The following is a 22709-nucleotide window of genomic DNA, read 5'->3' on the forward strand; positions in this document are numbered from 1 at the left end:
TTTCCCCGCTCGTGTTCACGCAGCCTCCCGCGCGGGGACGGGCAGCGGCGAATAGGTGAGGTCCGGGTAGCCGAAGGCCGCGGGGCCTACGACGTCGAGCGCAGCCGCAGTGCGCAGCAGGTCGTGGCAGGGGATGGCGATCACGGCCACGCGCTGGCCATAGCGAAGCACTTCGGTTGTGATCGGATAGCCCGTGTCGACATCAAGCAAGACGATCAGATCGGGCACCGTGACCTCGACCTTGCCGTCCCGGCGGAAGATCAGGAATTCGTTCTGGATCGCCACGGCCGCAGTCTGGCCGGCGCAATCGCCGAAGCCCGAAAGTTCCATGTCGCCCACGGCAAAGCCGCCGCGCAGATGGCGCTTCAGATCGGTGATCTTGCCGTCGAAGATACGCCGTCCGCCCTCAAGCGCACAGACCGCCGCGATCGGATCTTCCTGCGCCTTGCGCGCACGGATCACCGCCTCGCCGAGCGCAATCGCCTTGGTGTAGCTTTTCGGAATGCCGTACTGGTGGACGTAATGCGCCTGCATCGGTGCCGTCGCCAGCATCGCGCCGCCACCCTGGGCGACGACGCAGGCCCGTGCCATGCGCTCGTGCCAGACCTCCGATACGGCATGGCTGAAGATGACCGCATTGCCGTGCAGGTCGCACATGACCGATGGCGTCGAGCTGTGACCATAGATCGAGAAGGTCGTCATCTGCATTTCGGGAAAGGCGCGCCCCATCCCGTCGCAATCAAGGATCGGCAGCCCGCCGAGTGCCGCGGTCACCAGCGGGTTCATCGAATTCGAACCGCCAATTTCCTCGCAGACGATCACGTCGATCGGGGTGCGGATCAGTTCTTCCATGGCGCGCAGGCAGCGCAGGCCTTCGCGGCCCTCGCGGATGCGCTCCACCCCCACGACAGGGGCTCCGATGCCGCCGATCGACATGCACAGCGCATCCCCCTCGATGCGGTCGGTTGCGAGGATCTTCATCTCGTAACCGGCCTTCATCGCCTCAAGCGCCAGAAGCTTGCCCTGATAGGGATTGCCGCCACCGCCGGTGCCGAGGATGCCCGCGCCGATCTCCAGCGTGTCGAGATCCTCGCGCGTCAGCGTGCGCAGGGCTGCTTCGTCGTATTTCAGCTTGCGCACCTCAGCCATGATGGCCTCCCATTTCTCCGACGACTTTGACGTGAATGCGCGTGGCGTTGCCCGGCAGGTAAGCAAGCGGCATGTCCTCGCGTTCGATGACTTCGAGCGTTTGGGCAAATGCGCCGGCGGCAATCGCCTTTTCCCGGGCCTCGGCCTCGGCTTCGGCAAGCGCACTTTCGCGCGTGCGTCCGTCGACTAGCGAGAAAACGCGGTCCGTCTCGCCGCTGATCTGCGCGATGGCAGCACCCACGGCGTTTGCCACGGCGAAATTTTCCGGACGGATCACCTCGAGGTCGCCGATGCGGTCGGGCATCAGTATGGAGCCGCCGCCCACCGCGATCACCGGCACCGGCGTTGAGGAAATGCGGCAGCGCTCGACGCAGGCTTCGAGCATCGCATCGATCTTCGCCACTGCCGCGTCGACCAGCCCCTTGTCGAGATTGGCGACCAGCGCCTTGTCACCAATATCGGCCTTTCCGGCTGCCACGGCGATATCGGTCGCCGTCAGCGTCGTGCCGCCAAAGCACAGCGCCTCATCGCGAACCCGGTAGCCCACGGATTTCGGGCCGACGGTGACGCCGTTTTCGCCCTTCGTCACGAGCGAGCCGCCGCCGAGGCCGATCGAGAAGACGTCGGGCATGCGGAAATTGGTGCGCACGCCGCCGATGTCGACCGTCGTCGAAGCCTGGCGCGGAAAGCCGTGCGACAGCGATCCCACATCGGAGGTCGTACCGCCGACATCGACGACGACGGCATCCTTGAGTCCGGTCAGAAAGGCTGCGCCGCGCATAGAGTTCGTCGGTCCCGAGGCGAAGGTCAGCACCGGGAAGGCGCGCACGACGTCGGCGGCCATCAGCGTGCCGTCGTTCTGCGTGATGTAGAACGGGCATGTGATCTGCGCTGCCGCCAAGGCCATGCCGAAGGCCGCGACGGTGCGATCGGCCAGAGACAACAGGCTCGCATTCATGATTGCGGCACTTTCGCGTGGAAGCAGCCCGTGACGGCCGATATCCTTCGACATCACGACCGGCAACCCGGGGCAGTGCTGCTCCAGGATCGCTTTGGCGCGGAGTTCCATCGCGTCATTGATGCCGCTGAAGACGCAGGTGACTGCGGCAGCCTTCAGGCCCTTGGCGCGGATATCGCCTGCAATTCGGACGATGGCATCCTGGTCGAGTGGTGAAAGCTCGCGCCCGTCGAATTCATAGCCGCCCTTTACCTGGTAGCCGTGATTGCCGACGATCTCGCGCAGATCGTCGGGCCAGTCGACCATCGGCGGCAGGCTCGCGCCGGAGGGCAGGCCTAGACGGATCGCCGCGACTTCATCCATGTGGCGCCGCTCGATCACCGCATTGGTGAAATGCGTCGTGCCGATCATCACCGCTGCGATCCGCGCCCGGTCGATGCCTGAAGCCGCGATTACCGCCTCGAGCGCCTCGATCACGCCCGAAGTCACATCCTCGGTCGTCGAGGCTTTGACACCCGCCAGAACCGTTTTTCCCTGCAGCACGACGGCGTCCGTATTGGTGCCGCCGACGTCAATTCCAACGCGATACAAGTCAGGCTTCTCCTCGATCAATCTGTGGTCTTCACGAGGAAACGCATGCGCTCCTCCTCGGTCACTACGGGCTTCAGGCGTTCCTCCACGTCGGTGACGACGGGGATCGCAGCGATCAGCGCGCGCGTGTAGGGGTGTTTGGGTTGGGCAAAGACCTCCGCTGTCGGTCCGTCCTCGACGATCTCGCCGCGCAGCATGATCGCGATGCGCGAGCAGAAATTTCGCATTAGCGAGAGGTCGTGCGAGATCATCAGATAGGTCAGGCCGAGATCCTTGCGCAGCTGCAGCAGCAACTCGATCACGGTTTTCTGCACTGACACGTCGAGCGCTGCAGTGGGCTCGTCCAGGATCAGGATCTTCGGCTCGGCAGCGAGCGCTCGGGCAATGGCCACGCGCTGCTTCTGCCCGCCCGAAAGCTCGTGCGGGTATTTCGCCAGATAGGACTGCGGCAACCGGACAAGATCCAGCAGCTCCCTCATCCGGGCCTCCCGTGTTGCACCATTCATGCCGATGGATTTCAGCGGCAGGACAAGCGTCTGTTTGACAGTGCGCTTCGGGTTCAGCGAGGTGCCGGGATTCTGGTAGACGATCTGGGTCAGTCTTTTGCCACGGCCCGGTGCGGGAGCATCGATGGTGACGCGGCCCGAGGTCGGGCGAGACAGGTCCATGATTATCCGCGCCACCGAGGTCTTGCCCGAGCCGGACTCGCCCGCAAGGCCGAAAATCTCGCCCTCGCGCAGCGTCAGATTGACGTCGCGCACCGCATGGAAGCCGTCACGCCGGCCGTAGATCTTGTTCAGCCCTTCGACCGTCACGATAGGTGCCCGGTCGCTTTGCGGCAGGTCGATCACGCGCGGACCGTAAAGCGGCGGCACCGCTTCAAGGAGCGCCTGGGTATAGGCCTCTTTCGGGCTGTGCAGAATCTCAGTGCAGGGGCCGGTTTCCACGATATCGCCGTGATGCATGACCACCACCCGATCCGCGACCTTCCGCACGACGCCGAGGTTGTGGGTGATCATCAGAAGAGCCATGTTCTCCTCGATCACCAGTTGGTTGATGAGGTTCAGGATCTCGTCCTGCGTGGTCACGTCGAGGGCGGTGCCCGGCTCGTCGGCGATCAGCAGCTTCGGCTGGTGCAGCAGCGCAAGCCCGATCAGCACCCGCTGGCGCATCCCGCCGGACAGTTCGGACGGGTAGGCGTTCATCACACGCTCGCTGTCAGCGAGCTGGACCCGGCGCAGCACGGCCGCGATACGGACGCGGCGATCCGCCTTGGACGAGGCCAAGCCACTGCGCTTGTCGGCGAAGCGCATCACGTCATCCAGGTGCGTGCCGATTCTGAACACCGGATTGAAGGACGAAAGCGGGTCCTGCATGATCAGCGAGAAGGCCGTGCCCTTGAGCGCCTCGCGCTCTGCCCGCGTCATGGTCAGCACGTCGCGCCCGGCAAATGCAATCGAGCCAGAGCTGATCACGGCATTTTTCGGCAATGTGCCGATAATCGCCTTGGCCGTCACCGATTTTCCCGACCCGGTCTCACCGATCAGCGCGACACGCTCGCCCGCCGCAACCGTGAAGCCCACATTGCGCAACACCTGACGGGTGCGGCCATAGGCGGTGAAAGACACGCTGAGGTTTTCAACCTTCAGAAGAGGTTCGGTCATGGCTCAGCTCTCGACGTCGAACATGTCGCGCAGGCCATCGCCCAGCAGATTGAACCCGAGCGTGACGTAGAGGACCGCGGCACCGGGGCACAGAACCTCCCACCAGAAATCGGGCATGAACTGTCGCCCGTCGGCAACCATGGAGCCAAGATCGGGGGTCGGTGGCTTCACGCCGAACCCGAGGAAGCTGAGCGTCGCCCCCAACAGGATCACGAAGGCCGCATCGAGCGTCGTCTTCACCGAAATTACCGCGACGCAGTTCGGCAAGATCTCGCGAAATAGGATGTGCACCGGTCCCGCGCCTGCGAGACGAGCAGCTTCGATGTAGTCCTCGGAGGCGATCGACTTGGAGACCGTGTAGATCAGCCGCGCGTGCCATGTCCACCACAGCAGCGTGATCGCGATCATTGCATTCGTCAGCGTGGGTTCGAGCAGGTTCGACACCGCCAGCGCCATCACGAGAGGCGGCATCGCCAGCATGACATTCGTCAGGCCGGAGATGATCTTCTCGGCCCAGTCCCCGAAATAGCCCGCAATCAAGCCGAGCACCGCGCCGACGGGCACCGAAATGCCAAGCACGCCGATCACGAGGAGAAGCGATACCCGCAGACCGAAGATCGTGCGCGAGAAGATGTCGCGGCCAACCTTGTCCGTGCCGAACCAATGCGCCAGATCCGGCGGCATGTGCCGGGCTTTGAAGTCGACGACCGCGCCCGCATGTTTCGGATAGGGCGTCAGCCACGGCGCAAAGACCGCCAGACCGACCACCGAGATCAGAATCAGTGCGCCGATCACCGCAGTCGGATTGCGGCTGAAGCGATACCACATCATGTAACCGGCGCTCGGGCCCCGATCGGATGCGTCGAGCATTTTCATGTCGGCCATCAGCGTGCCTCCTTGCGGCGCAAGCGTGGGTCGATGATCGAGATCAGGACGTCCACGATCAGATTCGCAACGATGAAGAATAGGCCGGCGACCAGCACGACGGCGGTGACCGCATTCAAATCCTTCTGCAGGATTGCGTTCAGCCCGTAGGAGGCGAAACCGCCCCAGGAGAAGATCATCTCGATCACGAAGGCGTTGCCGATCAGCGAGGCGAATTCCAGGCCCATGATCGTCAGCGGCGCGATCGACGAGAGCTTCAGCAGATAGCGGAAAATGATGACGCGTTCCGGCACGCCGAAGCTTTGCAGCGTCAGCACGTGATCCTTGCGCATGTTCTCTATCATAGAGGAACGTGTAATCCGGGTGATCTGTCCGATCCCCGCCATCGACAGCGCGAAGGCCGGCAGCGCGAGGTGTTGCAGAGCGTTCAGCACCACGTCGAAACGTCCTGCCAGCAGCCCGTCGATCAAAAGGAAACCTGTCGGTCCGCCCCGCCAGCCCAGCGAGTGATCCAGCCGGCCGATAATCGGCCAATCAGGAAGACAACGGGCGGCCAGCAATTGCAGGGAGATCGCGAACAGGAAGCTCGGGATCGTCACCCCGGTCAGGGAGAGGATGCGGCCGATATGGTCGAAGGCGCGATTGCGGTAGCGCGCCGTGATGACGCCGAGCGGTATGGCTACTGCGAACATGAAGATGACGGAGACGAGCACCAGCTCGACGGTCGCCGGCACCGTCTGGGCAAGGTCAACCACCACTGGGCGCTGCGAGACTAGGGACATTCCCAGATCGCCGTGCAGTGCCTTGCGCACATAGTCTAGGTATTGGATGATCAGCGGGCTATCTAAGCCCATATGTGACTGCAGCGCATCGACCTGCTCCTGCGTCGCCGCCGGGCCGAGTGCCATGCGGGCGGGGTCGCCTGGCACGACGCGCGCCAGCAGGAAAATCATCATGGACAGGGCGATCATGACCAGCACGAAGGTGCCGAGCCGGGTCAGAATCGCGACCAACGGGTTTTGCTGCGTCAGGGGAGAATTCCTTGTGCATCAGCTGCGTTGGACGCAACCTTCTCCCTCTACTCCCTGGTCGGCAACCGCCCAAAGGTATAGTTTTTTGCAATAATGGTATAGGTTTGTGCGTGCTTTTGCCCTAACCAGCTGCCATGAGCCTATTGCTGACACGCCCGCATCTTCGTCGCCGCATTACCCGTGAAACCGCAGGCGTAATCTTCCTGCGTGCTCCCGCAGGTGCGGGAAAGACCGTCGCACTGGGTATGATTGCCGAAGACCTGGGCAAGCATATCTGCAGCTTGCAGCAGCCGCGCATCGATGACGTACAGGACGGCTGGCTTCTCTGGGACGTGCCGGTGTCGGCGAGATCAGCGCGGCTTTCCGCTCAGGTCCTGGACACCGCAGGACATATCCTACTCGCCTGCCGTCCGGATCAGCGCATCAGCGGATTGGCAAGACAGATCTTGCATCGCGGCTCTGCCACCTTCGGTGCCCAGGACATGACCTTCACCGAGGATGAGTTGCACGACCTGCCCTCCGAACAGGCACGCCGCCTGCTTCATGGATATGCGGGTTGGCCGGCCTTTCTCCCGCTTACAGCCCGCCCGGACGAAAGGGTGTGCATCGATTATCTGCGCGAAACCTTCCTCAGCCACCTCGCTCCCGGACAGACAACCGCATTGTCGATCTGGCTCGAAGCCCCGTCACCCGCCGGAGACTGGGTGGGGACGCTGCCGCCCTTTCTCACCGAAGCTCCGGGAAAGCATCCGGAACTGGTGCGGCTGCTGACGGTTGCGACACGCGAACGCCTGGCGACCTTCGAGGCCGAAGGCGCCGTGATCGAAGTCGCGTTGGCGCTCGAGCGCGCGGGACGATCGCTTGCCGCCATGGCGCTGCTGCTTGACCACGGGCACGAAACCCATGCGGCCCAGATCCTCGAACGCGCCCATGGCCGGGAGCTGCTCTACCGAAGCAGCCTTGGCGCGTTTCAGGAGATCATCATGCGTTTCTCCCAGGAGACCATCGCGACCAACGAGACGGTTCTTTTGGCGATCACCCGCACGCTTCTGAAGCAGGGCGAATTGCAGCGTGTGCGCCATCTCGTCGGCCGGCACCTCGGCTCGGATTATCTGGATCCTCTCAAGGCTCTGGCGCGCGGCTCGCGCTTTTCCTTTGCGGCGCGGACCTTCAGGCTCAACCTGATGATCGCCGAAGACTTGACGCCGAGCGATGCGATGATCACCCGTCTCGGCGAGTTTATGGCGGATTATCCGCTGGACGATTACGGCAAATGGGCCGCGTACTACAACGCGCTTCTCGAGTTCGAGATCCGCCGCCGCAATTTCCGCGAGGCAGAGGCAGCAGCCGCCCGGGCCCTGATGTATCTGCGTCGCATGGGCGGCCAGCCGCTGCTCGAATTCTTTATCCATCTGCATCAGATCGTGCTGCGCCTGATGAGCGGCGATGCATTGCTGGCGAGGCGCGCAGCCCAGGATGCACGCGACAAGCTGGAACAGGTTCCGCACAGCGCGGAACAGGAATTCCGGATGCTGCGCCTGGCGGAAGCATGCGTAGCCTATGAATCAGGCCGTCCGCGCGATCTGGTCGATTTTGTCCAGAACGAGTTCGATCGCTTCGCCGCCGCGGAAATCTGGCCGAGCCTGATGCAGTTCGCGCTTCACTACGCCTCTCAAGTCTTGGCCGATCATTTTTCGATGACGATCCGGCCCGGTTTTCTGGACAGGCTGTGGATCCATCTGTCTGAGGGGTTGCAGTTTCATGCGATGATGGAGATCCGCACCGCCATCGCCTATCAGAATGTGAACCGGTGGGCCGATGCGGCAGCTACCCTCACGGCGGTGCGCATGCCGATGGGTCGCCATTGGGTGGAAAGCGCGACCGACGATCTTGCTCGCCTGACCCGACGAGACGAGATCTCCTATGTCATGGCCTGGTTACGCGATGCCGTTCACGTATCGTCGCCCCGCCCCTACCTTTCTCGCCAGATCGATGCTCTCATCGCAAACCCCGCCGTCACGAACCGGGAAAAGGTGGCGCTGCAGCTGTGGCAGAGCTACGCCGCGCACCAGCGCCGCGACAACGCGGCGGCACGCGCGCATATCCTGTCCGCGCTCGAGGCATCGATCCGCCTCGGATGCAATGGCGTCCTGTCAGAAGAGCGGATATTTTTGTCGCCTCTTCTGAACAACCGGCGCATTCGGAGCTTTGTTGAAACCTCCTCCGACGTGCGCGCCGCGCTCTCGATCTTCCGCGCCGCGGTCAATTCCCCCCAGGCCCGCGCACTGCATGGCGGCCTGTCACAGCGCGAGGCCCAGATGCTTCAGCTGATCGCCAGTGGAATGTCGAACAAAAGCGTCGCCGATACCCTCAACATTTCCCAGGTGACCGTCAAATTTCACGTTGGAAATCTGTTCCGGAAACTAGGCTGCAACCGCAGGGCCGAAGCTATACGCGCGGCAACGGCTCTTGACTGGCTCTGAATTCACCGCAAGCGTGGTCACAGACTTTTTGCGTGCAGAGGACGGGTAAGCGTTTGATTCGAACCTAGCGGATGTGGTCACATCGTATCGCGCATAGGATCGTGTTTTCGGTAGTTTTAGCGTGGAAAAGAATGATTGCGGGGGGAGGGCCGCACTTGATCGGATTATCGGCAAGCGGACGGACATGGCCGCCATTCGCGCGCGCGGAAGCCGATCTGGCAGAACGGCAGGCGCACTGATGCGGAGGATCGGGGGATTGGCTATTCGGTTGCGCTCAAGCTACCGGCAAAACGCCGACCGGCTGCGTGCCGGGGACCTCCCATGTCGGCAAAGCGAACTGCGATCCGTCGATCCACATGTGATGCATGATCGTCGCCAGCTTGCGCGCCACGTCCACAATGGCGCGTTTGTGGCCACGCTTTGTCGCCAGCCGAACGCCGAGGCGTGCAGTGTGCTGTGCTTCCTGGATCGCGTGATCATCGCGCTCGCGGCCTCGTAGAGCGCGGCACGAACGTGGCCATCTCGGTGCTTTGAGATGTGCCGTCTCGATCGATCGAGGTGCCCGACTGTTCGCGTCTGGGTCACACACTTGCCAGCATGTCATCGGCGCTTTAAACGCCACGAACGGCGCGTATCCAGTGTTCTGGGATGTCCGAACCGCTGCCGGCCTTCGGTATTGAAGGCGGCAAGCGGATCGGAGTCCGTTGGCCGGTCAATTAACTTTCCGTGCCATTCCCGTGACCAAGAACGTCGAAAATGCTGCTCATTGAGTTTGCGCGAAACCTCCGTGTATTGGCTGCCACTTCGAGCAACGTACAGCATGGAAAGAGAAGCCTTACAGCAACCGAGCTCCGGCGGGCGGGTGGGGATCCGCGGGCGACACACCTACCGAAACAGATTCATGACGTTGGTAAGCGTTTGCAGTATCCCGAAAAGCAGAGGTATGCCTACAAAGCCCCAGGCAAGGACGAGCTTGACGACGAGCCGGTTATCCATCGGTCTTGTGGTCATATCCGTACCTCCTGTACGTTCGCGGGTTCCCCGATTGCGGCAGGATCGCTGTCTTTCTTTCCAGTTCCAAATTTCTTTACGTGGAAGCGCGGATCGACGGCCTTTATGAACCAGTTGCAGATGAATCCGATCACCAGCAGCGCGGCCATGATATACATCGTTGTGTTGTAGGCCTGCGCGTTCGGCACGCCGTGGACGACATTGTACTCGCGGATGTAATTGACCAGGACCGGGCCCAGGACGCCTGCTGCCGACCAGGCCGTCAGCAGCAGGCCGTGGATCGCACCGACGTAGCGCGTGCCAAACATGTCTCTGAGATAGGCGGGGACGGTCGCGAAACCGCCCCCATACATCGAGATGATGACGAGGAAACACAGCACAAAGGCCAGGACGGACCCGATCGAGCCGGTGGTTGGAACCAGGCAGTAGAGGACGAATCCCAGCGCCATGAAAACGAAATAGGTATTACGGCGGCCGATGTAGTCCGAAGTCGTGGCCCAGACGAAGCGGCCACCCATATTGAACAGGCTCATCAGCCCGACCAGTCCCGCCGCTGCGACAGGTGTGATAAGACCGGGGAACATCTCCTGGCTCATGGCCGAGGCTTGGCCAAGAACGCCTATGCCCGCCGTCACGTTCACGCAAAGCAGGCACCAGATCAACCAGAACTGGGGCGTCTTAAGTGCATCGTAGACGTAGACGTCATTCTGGCTGATCAGCCGGTTATCTTTCGGCGCGACAAAACCTTCGGGTTTCCACCCGGTGGGGGGCACGCGGACGATGATCGAGCCGACCAGCATGAAGAACAGATAGGCCGCGCCGAGAACGACAAACGTCTCCATCACGCCCACATGGGTCGGCGTACTGAACTTCTCCATGAGCCATACCGATAACGGCGATGCGACAAGCGCTCCGCCGCCGAAACCCATGATTGCCATGCCGGTGGCCATGCCGGGACGATCGGGAAACCATTTGATTAGCGTGGAGACTGGCGAGATGTAGCCAATCCCGAGCGCGATGCCACCGAGCACGCCGTAGCCGAGATAGATCAGCCCCAGACTGTGGAACTTGATCCCTGCAGCGGAGATGAAGAACCCTCCAGCCCAGCAGAGCGCCGCGGTGAACATTGCTCGGCGCGGGCCACCTTCCTCCACCCAACGGCCGAACACGGCCGATGACACGCCGAGAAAGAAGATCGCGATCGAAAAGATCCATCCTAGTTCGGTTAACTTCCAGTCGCCGGCCGCTGGCTCGCTTATGCCAATCAGCCTGGTCATTGGCAGGTTGAAGATGCTGAAGGCGTAGACTTGGCCGATGCACAGGTGCACGCAGAGCGCAGCCGGAGGAACCAGCCATCGGCTGAATTCCGGCCCGGCGATGGTACGTTCTCGACCGAGATAGGATGAAAGACTCATTTGTATCCTCCTTCGATATTGCGGCGCGAGTGCAGTCGTGCCGACGCTGTCCTTACCGTCAGCCGACGGCACCTCCCCCTAGGCCTTCGCGCAAGCAGCCAGAGCGCCGTGCGACCGACCGATCAGCCGATGCTGCCGGCGGATCACAATTTCCTCAAGCAACACATATGCCAGTCGCGGACGACTGTGTTTTCAAAGGGTTACGGGGCGGCGGTTGGCGATGAGGGACATGTTGACCCTGGATGGATGGACAGGATGTCCATCCATTTTTCGACCGAGAGGCCACGACGCCCGCAATGATACTGCCAGGCTACGTCCGAAGTGCTCAGCTTCATCGGCGAAGCTTTGGTAATGATCGTCACCAGCCAAGCAAAAGCGCGTCAAGGCTCAGTGGATCGGGGCCGGCTAGGAGCAGGAACAGACAGGTGAAGCAGAACAGGATCGCGGCGTCTCCGCCATTGAGAGGGGGAAAAAAGCTTTTCGGCGCATGAACCAGGAAATACGCGAAAGCCATCTCGCCAGAGGCGATGAACGCGGCAGGGCGGACAAACAGGCCCAGTGTCAGCAGAAGCCCGCAGGTCAGCTCGATGATGCCGGAATACCATTCCACGGTAAAGGATTGGACCCTTTGCTCGCGCGCCGGAAAGCTCAGGATCTTGCTGGTGCCGTGGCAAAGGAACAGCAGTCCCACCACGGTCCGCATCACCCCCTGCGCATAGGGTGCGAATTGTTCAAGCATATATTCCCCTCTCCGTTATCCCTTCGCATATTCCGCAACGTTTCGGATGCGATGTGAATCTCAGATCCGACGGCCTCGCGCTGTAACCGCATTGCCGCCAGTATTGCGGTCGATATCTTGAGCGCTAAGCTTTCAGGATCTGATAGTAGGCATCGAGTCGGCCGGGTTGCTCTTTTTCGACCAACATGACCAGTTGCTGCTCGTCAAAAACGCGAAACCATTCGTCCCACTCGACGACTTCTAGGCCACCGGCATCGAGAGGCTGGTCGACGTCTGGATACACTTCCGGCTCGAAGACAATCCGAAGAACAGGCACCTCGTCAAACTCGGCCGAGGTGGAAACCATGGCGGGAGATCCGTTGCGAGCAGAAGCCCAGTCTTGAATGGCTTGGTGGTCGGTGAGGGTAAGGGATTCGGGCATAAGCCTCTCCTTGTTTTTCAGGAATTTGAACGGGCCGGATCACTGCGAGACGGCAAATTCGTTTTCCAATTAGTCAACGTTGACCTGGCCGCGGCCGGTGCGAACAATGATGCGTCTCAACCGACACTTCCTGCGTTTGGCACGACACAGGAAGAGCAGGCCCGGCCCCGGAGTTGTCCGCTCGTTCGCTCCCACCAACTTGGTTGTCGTTAAAATGATCGCTCCTGAAGGTCTTTTCGCAGCTGTTCGAGCGCCCGGCGCATTCCGTGAAGCTGATCCATGAGATGAAGGATGACGTCGATACCCTCGTCGTTCGCGCCCAGATCATTTTTCAGCTCCTGGATCAGGCGAGCACGTGCGACATCGATGTCGGAGAACTGTATTCCGTCTGATGTGTTCTGCGGAATGAGCCAGCGCTGCTCAAGCCAGATTTCCAGCGTCTGTACCTGCAAACCCGAAGAGGTGAGGAACTCCTTTTTGTTCATCGTCATGACATTCTATCCTCGCGCGGATTGAATTCCTTGCCCTTACTCCAGTTCGATACGAATGCCTCGAGCTCGGGATCGGAGGCTTTCGGCAGAACCATCTTCAACTTGACGAACTGATCCCCATGGCCGCCTCCACGGTGGGGCGCGCCTTTTCCTTTCAGGCGCAGTGTCGTTCCAGTGTTCGATCCTTTTGGCACCGACATGGTGACATCGCCTGTGGGCGTTGGAACGCGAATGCGTCCGCCCAGAACCGCTTCTGAAAGAGAGATCGGCAATTCAAGGGATATGTCGTCGCCTTCGCGTGTGAAGCGGCGGTCAGGGAGAACCTCGACCTCGATCAGGGCATCTCCGGGTCCACTTTTGCCTGCGCCCGGTGCTCCTTTTCCCTTAAGGCGAAGTGTCTGTCCATCGACCATGCCTGGGGGAATTTTCACATCCAGCGTGCTGCCGTCAGGCAAGGTCAAGCGCTTGTTGGCCCCGGTTATCGATTCCACGAAGTCGATCGGCAAGTGGTAGTGCATATCCTGTCCGCGTCGGTTTGCCCGCCCGCGCTGTCCACGTCTCAGAAGCTCGGCAAATGCGTCGTCGGAATCCATGAAGTCGCCAAAGCCGCCCATATCTGCGTAAGGGTGCCCCTGATCGGACGAGGCGAAATCGCGATAATATTGGTGCTGCGGCCGCTCGGTGCCTGACGCGTCGATTTCGCCGTTGTCGAAACGCTTCCGCTTCTCGGCATCGCTGAGCAAATCATAGGCGCCGGCGACCTCCTTGAACTTCTCCTCCGCGGTTTTGTCGCCGGGATTGAGATCCGGATGCAGCTTTTTCGCAAGCTTTCGATATGCGCTTTGTATCTCGGCAGATGTGTCCGCGGGGGCAACACCAAGAACCTCGTAAGGATTTCTCACGACCTACTCCAGAAAGCTTTGTTGATCACCAAACCTACTTGGCGTGAAATTTGATCGCGGCATGTGTCCCATCGCAGAAAGGTTTGTTTTTGGATCCGCCGCAACGGCAAAGCGTCACGCGATTGCGCACCTCATATTGCTCGCCATCCGCTGAAATTACAGCAATTCCCCCGCGCAGCCAGATTGGACCACTGCAGGCCTCGGCTGGATCTTCTATGAGGCCTATCGAAGGAGCGAGTTCAGGCTCAATCTCGGTTCTGCTGTCCTTGTCCCACACCACCAGACGTCCGGAGGGACAGTTCTGTACCTGTCGAATGAAAGTCTTGCGCACCTCCGGATCGCCGGTTTGAGCAGCCTGGCTCCAAACCTGGCCGTTGGGATCGCAGAACCGCGCGAATGCGCACAAACCCTGGACATCCAGAAGCGCCAGGGAAGGACCGTCGAACGTCTGCGCCTGCTCGAGATATGACGTTCGGTCCGCCACCTCGGTGCCGTCAAAGCCTATCTTTGCATGGGTACCATCGCAGAATGGCTTCTTGTTTGAATGCCCGCACCGGCACAGCGCAAACTTCAGCCCGACGGCCGGCAACGCATTCTCGCCCCAATTTTCCGACGCTCCCTCGGAATCGGTGCCAATGACCTGCTCGGAAAGTTTCACGTCGCCGGTCACCATGTAAGGACCATTCCGTGTGACCGTAACACGGATGTTGCTGTCTGATTTTTCCATGGCCGATCTCTCCTGATGTCAACAGTGAGATACCCGCGCCGCGCCTATCGCCTGGGCCGCGATACGCTTCTGCTCCAATACCCGGCACAATTGCGCATACCAGTTGGACGCAGCGCAGTATCTGAGTTCCGCTTTCCGGTAATATCACGTCGCCTTCTTGTCGTCGTCTTCGACCTCCGTGAATTCAGCGTCGACGACATTGTCGCCGTCCGACTGAGCCGCACCGGCACCGGCGGACGATTGGGACGCTGCGTGGACGGCTTCCGCGAGCTTCATGGATTGCTGTTGAAGAGCATTTGCCTTGGCGCTGATTGCGGATGCATCGTCGCCTTTTACGGCTTCCCGAAGATCCGCCATTGCATTCTCGACGGCTTTGCGATCTGCATCCGACAGCTTGCTGCCATGCTCTGCTACCGTCTTGTCAGTCTCGTGCAAAAGCGCCTCAGCGGCGTTCTTCGCTTCGACGGCTTCCTTACGTTTCTTGTCGTCGGCGGCGTGCGCTTCGGCATCCTTGACCATTCTTTCGATGTCGGCCTCGGTGAGACCTCCGGAGGCCTGTATCTGGATGCGCTGTTCTTTGCCGGTGCCCTTGTCCTTGGCCGAGACGTTGACGATGCCGTTGGCATCAATATCGAACGTCACTTCAATCTGCGGCACGCCACGCGGTGCCGGCGGAATGCCCATCAGATCGAACTGCCCGAGCATCTTGTTGTCGGCCGCCATTTCTCGCTCGCCCTGGAAGACGCGTATGGTGACCGCGTTCTGGTTGTCTTCGGCAGTCGAGAATACCTGGCTCTTTTTCGCTGGCACCGTGGTGTTGCGCTCGATGAGGCGTGTGAAAACGCCGCCCAATGTTTCGAGGCCAAGCGATAGCGGGGTCACATCAAGCAGCAGCACATCCTTGACGTCACCTTGCAGCACACCGGCCTGGATAGCTGCGCCGACCGCAACCACTTCGTCCGGGTTGACGCCCTTGTGCGGCTCCTTGTTGAAGATCTTCTGCACGACTTCCTGGATCTTGGGCATGCGGGTCATGCCGCCAACCAGAACGACCTCACTGATTTCATTCGCGGTGAGCCCGGCGTCCTTCAGCGCATTGAGGCACGGTTCAATCGTCCTCTGCACGAGATCCTCGACCAGCGACTCGAATTTGGCCCGCGTTATCTTGACCTGGAGATGTTTTGGCCCCGACGCATCCGCCGTGATGAAGGGTAGATTGACTTCAGTCTGCGTGACTGTGGAAAGCTCAATTTTTGCCTTCTCCGCGGCTTCCTTTAAACGCTGCAGCGCCAGCTTGTCCTTTCTCAGGTCTATTCCCTGCTCCTTCTGGAATTCGTCTGCCAGATAGTTGACCAGACGCATGTCGAAATCTTCGCCACCGAGGAAGGTGTCGCCATTGGTCGACTTGACCTCGAAAACGCCGTCTCCGATATCCAGAATGGACACGTCGAAAGTGCCACCGCCAAGGTCGTAGACCGCGATCTTGGCCTGTTTCTTCTTCTCAAGCCCGTAAGCAAGTGCAGCAGCTGTCGGCTCGTTGATGATGCGCAGAACTTCCAGGCCGGCAATCTTGCCGGCGTCCTTCGTTGCCTGGCGCTGCGCATCGTTGAAGTAAGCCGGAACGGTGATGACGGCCTGCGTAATCGTCTCACCCAGATTTGCTTCGGCGGTCTCTTTCATCTTCTGCAGGATGAACGCCGATATTTGTGACGGGGAATAGGTCTTTCCTGCAGCCTCGACCCAGGCGTCGCCGTTTCCTGCCTTGACGATCTTGTAGGAAACCAGTTCCTTGTCCTTCTCGACCGTCGGATCATCATAGCGGCGGCCGATCAAACGCTTTACGGCAAAGATCGTGTTAGTTGGATTTGTAACCGCTTGACGCCGGGCAGGCTGCCCGACAAGGCGCTCGCCATCTGCCGTGAACGCAACGATCGAAGGCGTCGTCCGCGCGCCTTCGGAATTCTCGATGATGCGGGTGTTCTTGCCTTCCATGACGGCGACGCAAGAATTTGTCGTTCCGAGATCGATTCCAATGACTTTGGCCACCACGTTACTCCTTGTTTGAATTTGCATGTACCGTTGGGTTTTTCGTTCCAATGGAATGCAACCCGCGTTCAGGCCGCATTCCGTCGCATTGATCCCTCACGAGAAGGCATTCTCACCGCGTGTCGCGGGCACCACGCATTTTTTGAAACTCATCTCCTCGATGTTCTTTCGGTGGAGAGTCAGGCCGTTCATCGCTAGCCGACGACAGCCATCAACGAATGAGCGGGTCATTTCCGTGCTGGGAGAATGGAACCGGGTTTCGACGCGGTGCTCCATCAAGCAAATCTGCTCAGCAGGTATTAAGGTTCGTGCCATGCTGTTTTTCCGTCCCGCGACACCACGATATTTCTCCCGCCTGTCAGTAAAATTGCAACAGACGTGCCAAGTCACGCTTCCAAGTGAAATCAATAGCTTGTTTGGTTTTTTCGATGGCGGCGGGGACAAGCTGTCCGTGAAAGGCAAGACAAAATGTCCAAGACGCAGGGACTGTGCCTGGTCACGTTCGGTTGTTCTGGAGCTGGGTGACAAACTCCTCGCGGAGCCTGAGACAAATCGCTCTGAATTTCAGACAGAATGTCCAGAAAGTCGATCGAGCACGTGCTTAATGGCCTGGTAGCCCGCCTTCTGAAATCTGGCACATTTACTGCATTGTGGTTGTCACCATGCAAACGCGACAAGCAAATAGCGCACGCGATGGTCAATGAAGCAGACACTATTTTACATTCAGAATTCCCATGACGAAGTGTGAGAACCTTGATGACCGTAGCCTGTGTAGCCACAATCACTTTCGACACGGCACATGAGATCTTGCGGTCGCAAATTGACCCGCTTGAAACCGAACCTCTTCCCATCAGAGATGGCGCGCTTCGGGTTTTGGCGGAGCCAATCAAAGCGCATATCGACTCCCCACGGACAGATGTCGCTGCCATGGACGGCTTTGCTGTCGAAGATGCAGTTGCTCAAGCAGGCAGACGTGAATTCAATCTCGTCGGAACGAGCTATGCAGGTGATGCCTCTGGCCATGAGAATTCGCCGGAAACAACCGTACGGATCATCACGGGTGCGCCGATACCGCAATCCAAGGATCGCGTGATCCCCTTCGAACTTGTCGAGGAAAGAGACGGCGTCATTCGGCTCATGCATCCGCTTCCCGCGAACCTCCACGTTCGGTCTAAAGGCTCGGGGTTCAACGCCGGGCAGCCTCTTTTGGCTGCCGGAACGCTGCTTGACACGGGACGACTGATTGTAGCCGCAGCTTCGGACCAGCCGATCATCCGAGTCTACAAGCGACCCAGAATTCGCTTCATTACCAGCGGAGACGAGTTGGCTCCTGCGGGCTCAGCGGCCGCAACAAACACGCGTATACCTGATAGCCTGACGTTACCGCTTCAGCTTATGGCAAAGCAATGGGGCGCTGACCTGATCGGCGCGACGCTTGCATCCGACAACATCGACGCAATCCGATCAGCAGCAACGATGGCCAGTCGCGACAGTGACGTGCTCGTCATTGCCGGCGGCGCTTCCTATGGCGACCGGGACTTTGCCAGACCCGCACTCAGAATGCTCGGCCTCGAAATCAGTTTCGCCGGTATAGCCATCAAGCCGGGTAAACCAGTGTGGTATGGCCGGCTCGGAAACTTGCATGTGCTCGGGTTGCCGGGAAATCCGGCTGCAGCGATGACCGTCGCCCGGCTCTTCCTCGCCCCACTGCTATGCGCTCTTTCGGGGCGAGGTTTCGACACTGCACTTAACTGGAGAGAAATGCCGCTGGCAGCGTCTGCCGTCGCGGCTGGCAGCCGGGAAATGTTTCTCTACGCTCGCCTCGACGGCGACCGTGTCGATATTCTCTCGCGACAGTCGGCGTCAGCGCAGCTTCCCCTTGTTAGCGCGAACTTGCTGGTCAGACGAGCCGCAGATAGCCCGGCTTTGCCAGCCAACAGCTTGGTGCCTGTGCTGGACTTCTAGCGGTCCACTCTAGGGTCTAGGCTGAGTTCTCGTCCCGCCTAACCTGAACGTAAGACTATTACTCTCGGTATTTGGTGAAGAACGATGGAAGAACTTTTAAGCCTGTCCGCTCCATGGTGGCATTTTGTCCTTCGTGGCATCGCCGTCTACATGTTGGTGACGGTGTTGATGCGCATATCCGGCAAAAGGGCGATGGGACAGTTCACACCCTTTGACATGATACTGCTGATTCTGATTGGTAACACTGTCCAAAACGGCATCAACGGCGGCGACAATTCGTTGACCGGCGCTTTCGTCATGGCGACGACGCTCATCGTTCTCAATTGGCTGGTGGCGTGGCTGTCTGCGCGCTCGTTGCGTTTCCGCTGGATGGTCGAGGGTAAGCCTGCGGTACTCGCCGAAGGCGGCAGGGTGGACCGCAGGATGCTGCGCAAACAGCTGGTCAGCGAGGAAGACTTCAAGAACGCTATGCGGCTTTCGGGTTGCAACACTGAAACCGATATCAAGCGTGCGACCCTTGAGCCCAATGGCCACATCATGATCGAAACGTTCGATGGCAAGTGGAGTTGAGTGTTGGCCGTGCGGCCTTAGCCAATACCGATAATACCGCCTTCGTGACTGGTGCTCGGCGTAATTTTCAAAAACTCTGTCCCAGTCGCATTGCCGAACTGATCCGGTTGCGTTGCTATTCTGAGGCTGAAGGACGATGAATCCCGGGGTACCGTCAGGATCACGGTCCATACGCCATTTCCAATGCACTCCTCGTAATCCGTCTCGCAGTTCTTGCCCGTTGTCGGGATCCTGAACCATTTCCCGTAATTTATTGAGGCGAGTGAATAGGCGTTATTCGTTATGTTGACCAAACCGAGGGACCAGTTACCTGTTGAACCTTTCAAAGGATCGAAATTTGCATCGATGTCATCACCCTTGATCGTGAAATCGGAATAAGCGCCTTTGGTCTGAATTTTCTCGTAGGACATGGTGTGCTCCTCCTCGATAAGTGGCCAATTGTCGGTTTGTCAGAATGTCTCCGGGCGTTATCCCTGTTTGTCCGTGCCTAGCGGACAGCCTCGCGTGGTGGCGACCTTGGCCGGGCGCAACGGACGAGATCCGATCGAATAGCCAGGCTCGACGACCCTGCTGACTGTGCCGTGTGGCACGGTGGCGTCGGGGACCTCGAATAGTGCCTCATGAAAATTTGGATCGAAACGTTCCCCAACGGGAATGAGTTTCCTGATGCCGTGTTTTTCCAAAACGTTCAGCATTTCTCTTTCGGTAAGCTCGATACCCTCGACCAACGTCTTGATCGCGCCTCGCCCCTTTCGGACTTCGGTGGGGATGCTGGCAATGGCGCGCTCCATATTGTCCGCTACGCTCAGGATATCGCCGGCAAACTTCGCCACAGCATATTGGCGTGTATCGCTAACGTCCTTCTCCGCGCGACGACGCACGTTCTCAACTTCCGCCAGGGTTCGGAGCAACCGGTCCTTCAAATCGGCATTTTCGGCCTGGAGCTTTGCCATGGCGTCGTCGTCACTTTGGTTGTCCGTACTCAGGGCAGCCTCAGCGTTGACAGGGTGGTCGGCGACGGCGGCGGCTTCACCAGGAAACCTTTCAGTGGCTTCCGCCGATCCCGAGTTATCGGTTGGCCTGCGTTGAGCCTTGACTTCCGACTTGTGTTTTCTGGACATCTCATCTCCCCATCCATCTAGGCGCAAACGTAATGACCGTGGCAATGGTTGCTGAACCAGATTGCTGGCGAGTGGTCGGATCGCTGACCATCGCGATGCGCAGCCGTCACCCATACTTGGTGCGTTACACGCAATAGCCATGCCAAAGGGGAAACAACAAAAATATCAATTTGTTGAAGAGCAGGTCTCGCTCCACGAGGACAGTTTGTCCGAGTTTATCCAGACAAAATGTCAGTCACTCGACTCCAATACGGATAACGCCAGCTAGCACGTCAATCGATTATCTCGAACTGCCTCCTCGAGCCGAATGCGCGATCGCTGGACTTGCTGGAAGCGCGAACTGGCCGAACCGCCTTTTCCGGCCGCGCTCGAATTGTTCCACCGTTTGCGGTTTGACGAAGAGTGCGACCACTTCTGGGTGGGTCAGTTGAACGCGCCGTTCGATCTCTGCGACACATGCCTCGATCTGCTCGGTCCGTAATGCATTATCGAATTCGATGCTAAGTGCTACCATTGCTTGGTCTGGCGCGAGTTGGGCCGTAAGTGCACTGTTTGCATGCATCACGCCTTGTTGTTCCTGTGCAATCCTGCAAATCGCATCGACGAGTGAGGGCGTGGCACGCTCGCCAATCAGCAGGCTCTTGCTTTCGATCGCCAGCAAAACTGCGGTGACTGCAAGAACAAGTCCGATCAGGATGGAAGCGACGCCGTCAAGGATCGGCATCTCAAGCATGTCGGCCGCCGCGATCCCTGCGGCTGCGATGGATAGTCCGACAAGGGCGGCGCTGTCCTCGAACAGCACCATGAATGCCGGCGGATCCTTGCTCTGCCGGAATGCGGTCCAGAAGCCAAGACTACCCCGGATCTTTGCGAATGTTCGCCAGGCGACAATCCAGGAGGCGCTCTCAAAAAGGAAGGAGAGACCAAGTACGACGTAGCTCACAAGGACGTATTCGACAGGCTCCGGGGCAATGACGTGCCGGACACCCTGATACAGGGAGACGCCAGCGCCCAGCGCAAACAGGAGCAGGGCGACGATAAAGCTCCAAAAGTAGAGTTCCCGGCCAAATCCGAGCGGATGAACCAGGTCTGGCCGCGGTGTGGCTCGATGATAGCCATAGAGGAGCAAGCCCTCATTACCGCAGTCGACCACCGAATGAATGGCTTCGCTGAACATCGCCGCGCTGCCCGTAATAGCGGCAGCGACAAGTTTGGTAACGGCAACTGCGATGTTGCCGGCCAGGGCCGCATAAACAACGAGGCGCGGGGATGATCGCCGGTGCATGTTGGGGTCGGATACCGCTACAGACAAGGATGACCTCCGGCATTCGAAAATCCTGGCTCGTCAAGAGCGGCTCAGTTTTTGATAGAGTAGTCCCCGATTGCCATATCGACCACACCCTTGCGCCTTGCGCCGTCTAACCAGTCAGACAGAGCCGGATCGCTTGGGCGATGACACCCAGGACGGAAACGCTCGCGGCCCAGATCAAAACCATCCATCCAAGGCGTTTCCAAAGGGGGACATGCGCAACCATCAGTGGTATCCGTGTACGCCCGCCTTGCCCCGGAATACCCAGTACGCCCAGCCTGTGTAGACGAGGATGATGGGTATGATGACGAGCGCGCCGAAAAGCATGAAGATCTGGCTCTCGGGTGGGGCGGCCGCATCCCAGATCGTCACTGCCCGAGGCACGATATAAGGGTAAATGCTGATCCCCAGTCCGATAAAGCCCAACAAGAATAAGGTGAGCGCCATGAGAAACGGGAGTCTCTCGGATTTGTGACGGAGGCTCCAGAAAAGGGTGGCGGCGCAGATAAGTACGAGCAGCGGCACCTGCGCGGTCAGTAATACGCCCGGCATCGCGAACCAGCGCCGCCAGTAGTCGTAACTTAAAAACGGCGTTGCGGCGCTCACAGCGGCGAGCGCAAGAAGCGTTGCGACGCCAAGCCAGAATGCTACGCGCCGTGCGTGGCTTTGGCTCGAGTTCTCCGTTTTCCAAATGAGCCAGGTCGCGCCGAGCAGGGCGTAACCAATCACCACGGCAACGCCGGTCAAAAGGCTGAAAGGGCTCAGCCAGTCGAGCCAGCCTCCGGCATAAGCGTCGTTCTCGACATGAATTCCCTGCAGGATCGCGCCAAGTATGACACCTTGCGAGAAGGCAGCGACGAATGATCCCAACGAGAACGCAACATCCCAGATTGGGCGATGGCGTGGGTCGCGCCATCGAAATTCAAACGCGATACCTCGAAATATGAGGCCGAGCAGCATCGCGATCATCAGAGGGTATGTGGCTGGGAGAATAATAGCGTAAGCAAGTGGAAAAGCAGCAAACAGCCCACCGCCACCCAAAACCAACCAGGTTTCGTTTCCGTCCCATACCGGGGCAATCGAGTTCATCGCCTGGTCGCGTTCGTCTCCCACGGCAAACGATGGAAACAAAATACCGATGCCAAGGTCGAAGCCATCCATCACGACATATGCCATCACGGCGAATCCAATGACAGCGGCCCAGACAATGGTGAGATCGATGGCCATAACG

General features: G+C 59.4%; 21 protein-coding genes and 1 pseudogene. 3 read left to right on the plus strand and 19 right to left on the minus strand.

Annotated elements, in window-relative coordinates; genetic code table 11:
* Window positions 1–15 precede the first annotated feature (15 nt).
* The 5 genes from BM413_RS27665 to BM413_RS27685 are packed head-to-tail and all read right to left on the minus strand — an operon-like array spanning window position 16 to window position 6278.
* Window positions 16–1149: a DUF917 domain-containing protein gene (locus tag BM413_RS27665; protein WP_091918079.1), complete on the minus strand. Its 1134-nt coding sequence runs from the start codon at window positions 1147–1149 to the stop codon at window positions 16–18.
* Window positions 1142–2698: a hydantoinase/oxoprolinase N-terminal domain-containing protein gene (locus tag BM413_RS27670; RefSeq protein ID WP_091918131.1), complete on the minus strand. Its 1557-nt coding sequence runs from the start codon at window positions 2696–2698 to the stop codon at window positions 1142–1144. Before BM413_RS27670 ends, BM413_RS27665 begins: the two co-directional genes overlap by 8 nt.
* A 17-nt stretch (window positions 2699–2715) precedes the next feature.
* Window positions 2716–4362 carry an ATP-binding cassette domain-containing protein gene (locus tag BM413_RS27675; RefSeq protein ID WP_091918080.1) on the minus strand — a complete coding sequence of 549 codons (1647 nt, stop codon included), beginning with the start codon at window positions 4360–4362 and terminating at the stop codon, window positions 2716–2718.
* Window positions 4363–4365: 3 nt separating this feature from the next.
* Entirely contained in the window at window positions 4366–5247 is an 882-nt protein-coding gene (locus BM413_RS27680) for an ABC transporter permease (RefSeq protein ID WP_091918081.1), read from the minus strand.
* A complete protein-coding gene (locus BM413_RS27685; RefSeq protein ID WP_280141865.1) occupies window positions 5247–6278 on the minus strand; it encodes an ABC transporter permease in 1032 nt (343 codons plus the stop codon). The genes BM413_RS27680 and BM413_RS27685 overlap by 1 nt, the downstream gene beginning before the upstream one ends.
* Window positions 6279–6412: 134 nt before the next feature.
* Here BM413_RS27685 and BM413_RS27690 point away from each other — a divergent pair, with 134 nt between their 5' ends.
* Window positions 6413–8761, plus strand: a complete 2349-nt coding sequence (locus BM413_RS27690) for a helix-turn-helix transcriptional regulator (protein WP_091918082.1) — start codon at window positions 6413–6415, stop codon at window positions 8759–8761.
* A 274-nt stretch (window positions 8762–9035) separates the two neighbouring features.
* On the opposite strand, the pseudogene BM413_RS33825 reads toward BM413_RS27690, so the two are convergent.
* The 9 genes and pseudogenes from BM413_RS33825 to dnaK all read right to left on the minus strand — a co-directional run.
* Window positions 9036–9271 (minus strand): annotated as a pseudogene (locus BM413_RS33825) (IS110 family transposase); the annotation flags it as partial.
* A 375-nt stretch (window positions 9272–9646) separates the two neighbouring features.
* The gene (locus tag BM413_RS34060; protein WP_280141864.1) at window positions 9647–9772 is read right to left on the minus strand and encodes an MFS transporter small subunit; all 126 of its coding nucleotides are present in this window, start codon (window positions 9770–9772) and stop codon (window positions 9647–9649) included.
* Complete coding sequence (locus BM413_RS27695; protein WP_091918083.1) at window positions 9769–11187, minus strand: L-lactate MFS transporter; 1419 nt, start codon at window positions 11185–11187, stop codon at window positions 9769–9771. Before BM413_RS27695 ends, BM413_RS34060 begins: the two co-directional genes overlap by 4 nt.
* 358 nt (window positions 11188–11545) lie before the next feature.
* Window positions 11546–11890, minus strand: coding sequence for a DoxX family protein (locus BM413_RS27700; protein WP_244538056.1), 345 nt, complete (start codon window positions 11888–11890; stop codon window positions 11546–11548).
* A gap of 160 nt (window positions 11891–12050) precedes the next feature.
* Window positions 12051–12347, minus strand: a complete 297-nt coding sequence (locus BM413_RS27705; protein ID WP_091918085.1) for a hypothetical protein — start codon at window positions 12345–12347, stop codon at window positions 12051–12053.
* 209 nt (window positions 12348–12556) lie between these two features.
* A complete protein-coding gene (locus tag BM413_RS27710; RefSeq protein ID WP_244538052.1) occupies window positions 12557–12838 on the minus strand; it encodes a chaperone modulator CbpM in 282 nt (93 codons plus the stop codon).
* Window positions 12835–13740: a DnaJ C-terminal domain-containing protein gene (locus BM413_RS27715; RefSeq protein WP_091918086.1), complete on the minus strand. Its 906-nt coding sequence runs from the start codon at window positions 13738–13740 to the stop codon at window positions 12835–12837. Before BM413_RS27715 ends, BM413_RS27710 begins: the two co-directional genes overlap by 4 nt.
* 34 nt (window positions 13741–13774) lie before the next feature.
* A complete protein-coding gene (locus BM413_RS33830; protein WP_091918087.1) occupies window positions 13775–14467 on the minus strand; it encodes a CDGSH iron-sulfur domain-containing protein in 693 nt (230 codons plus the stop codon).
* A 144-nt stretch (window positions 14468–14611) separates the two neighbouring features.
* Window positions 14612–16513: a molecular chaperone DnaK gene (dnaK, locus tag BM413_RS27725; RefSeq protein ID WP_091918088.1), complete on the minus strand. Its 1902-nt coding sequence runs from the start codon at window positions 16511–16513 to the stop codon at window positions 14612–14614.
* 756 nt (window positions 16514–17269) lie between these two features.
* Between dnaK and BM413_RS27735 the strand changes: the two genes are divergently transcribed.
* A complete protein-coding gene (locus tag BM413_RS27735; RefSeq protein ID WP_091918090.1) occupies window positions 17270–18478 on the plus strand; it encodes a molybdopterin molybdotransferase MoeA in 1209 nt (402 codons plus the stop codon).
* Between the two features lie 84 nt (window positions 18479–18562).
* Window positions 18563–19048 (plus strand): DUF421 domain-containing protein, encoded by a 486-nt coding sequence (locus BM413_RS27740; protein ID WP_091918091.1) that lies wholly within the window; start codon window positions 18563–18565, stop codon window positions 19046–19048.
* Between the two features lie 17 nt (window positions 19049–19065).
* Here BM413_RS27740 and BM413_RS27745 read toward each other — a convergent pair whose 3' ends face one another.
* From BM413_RS27745 to cydB, 5 genes are all read right to left on the minus strand, one after another.
* Window positions 19066–19458 (minus strand): hypothetical protein, encoded by a 393-nt coding sequence (locus BM413_RS27745; RefSeq protein ID WP_091918092.1) that lies wholly within the window; start codon window positions 19456–19458, stop codon window positions 19066–19068.
* Window positions 19459–19515: 57 nt separating this feature from the next.
* Complete coding sequence (grpE, locus tag BM413_RS27750) at window positions 19516–20169, minus strand: nucleotide exchange factor GrpE (protein WP_175544469.1); 654 nt, start codon at window positions 20167–20169, stop codon at window positions 19516–19518.
* 280 nt (window positions 20170–20449) lie between these two features.
* Window positions 20450–21454, minus strand: coding sequence for a cation diffusion facilitator family transporter (locus BM413_RS27755; RefSeq protein WP_091918094.1), 1005 nt, complete (start codon window positions 21452–21454; stop codon window positions 20450–20452).
* A gap of 133 nt (window positions 21455–21587) precedes the next feature.
* Window positions 21588–21704, minus strand: coding sequence for a DUF2474 domain-containing protein (locus BM413_RS27760; RefSeq protein ID WP_091918095.1), 117 nt, complete (start codon window positions 21702–21704; stop codon window positions 21588–21590).
* A complete protein-coding gene (gene cydB, locus BM413_RS27765) occupies window positions 21704–22705 on the minus strand; it encodes a cytochrome d ubiquinol oxidase subunit II (RefSeq protein ID WP_091918096.1) in 1002 nt (333 codons plus the stop codon). Before cydB ends, BM413_RS27760 begins: the two co-directional genes overlap by 1 nt.
* Window positions 22706–22709 lie beyond the last annotated feature (4 nt).

This window comes from Mesorhizobium sp. YR577, from assembly GCF_900116595.1.
In the GTDB taxonomy this organism is placed as follows: Bacteria; Pseudomonadota; Alphaproteobacteria; order Rhizobiales; family Rhizobiaceae; genus Mesorhizobium_M.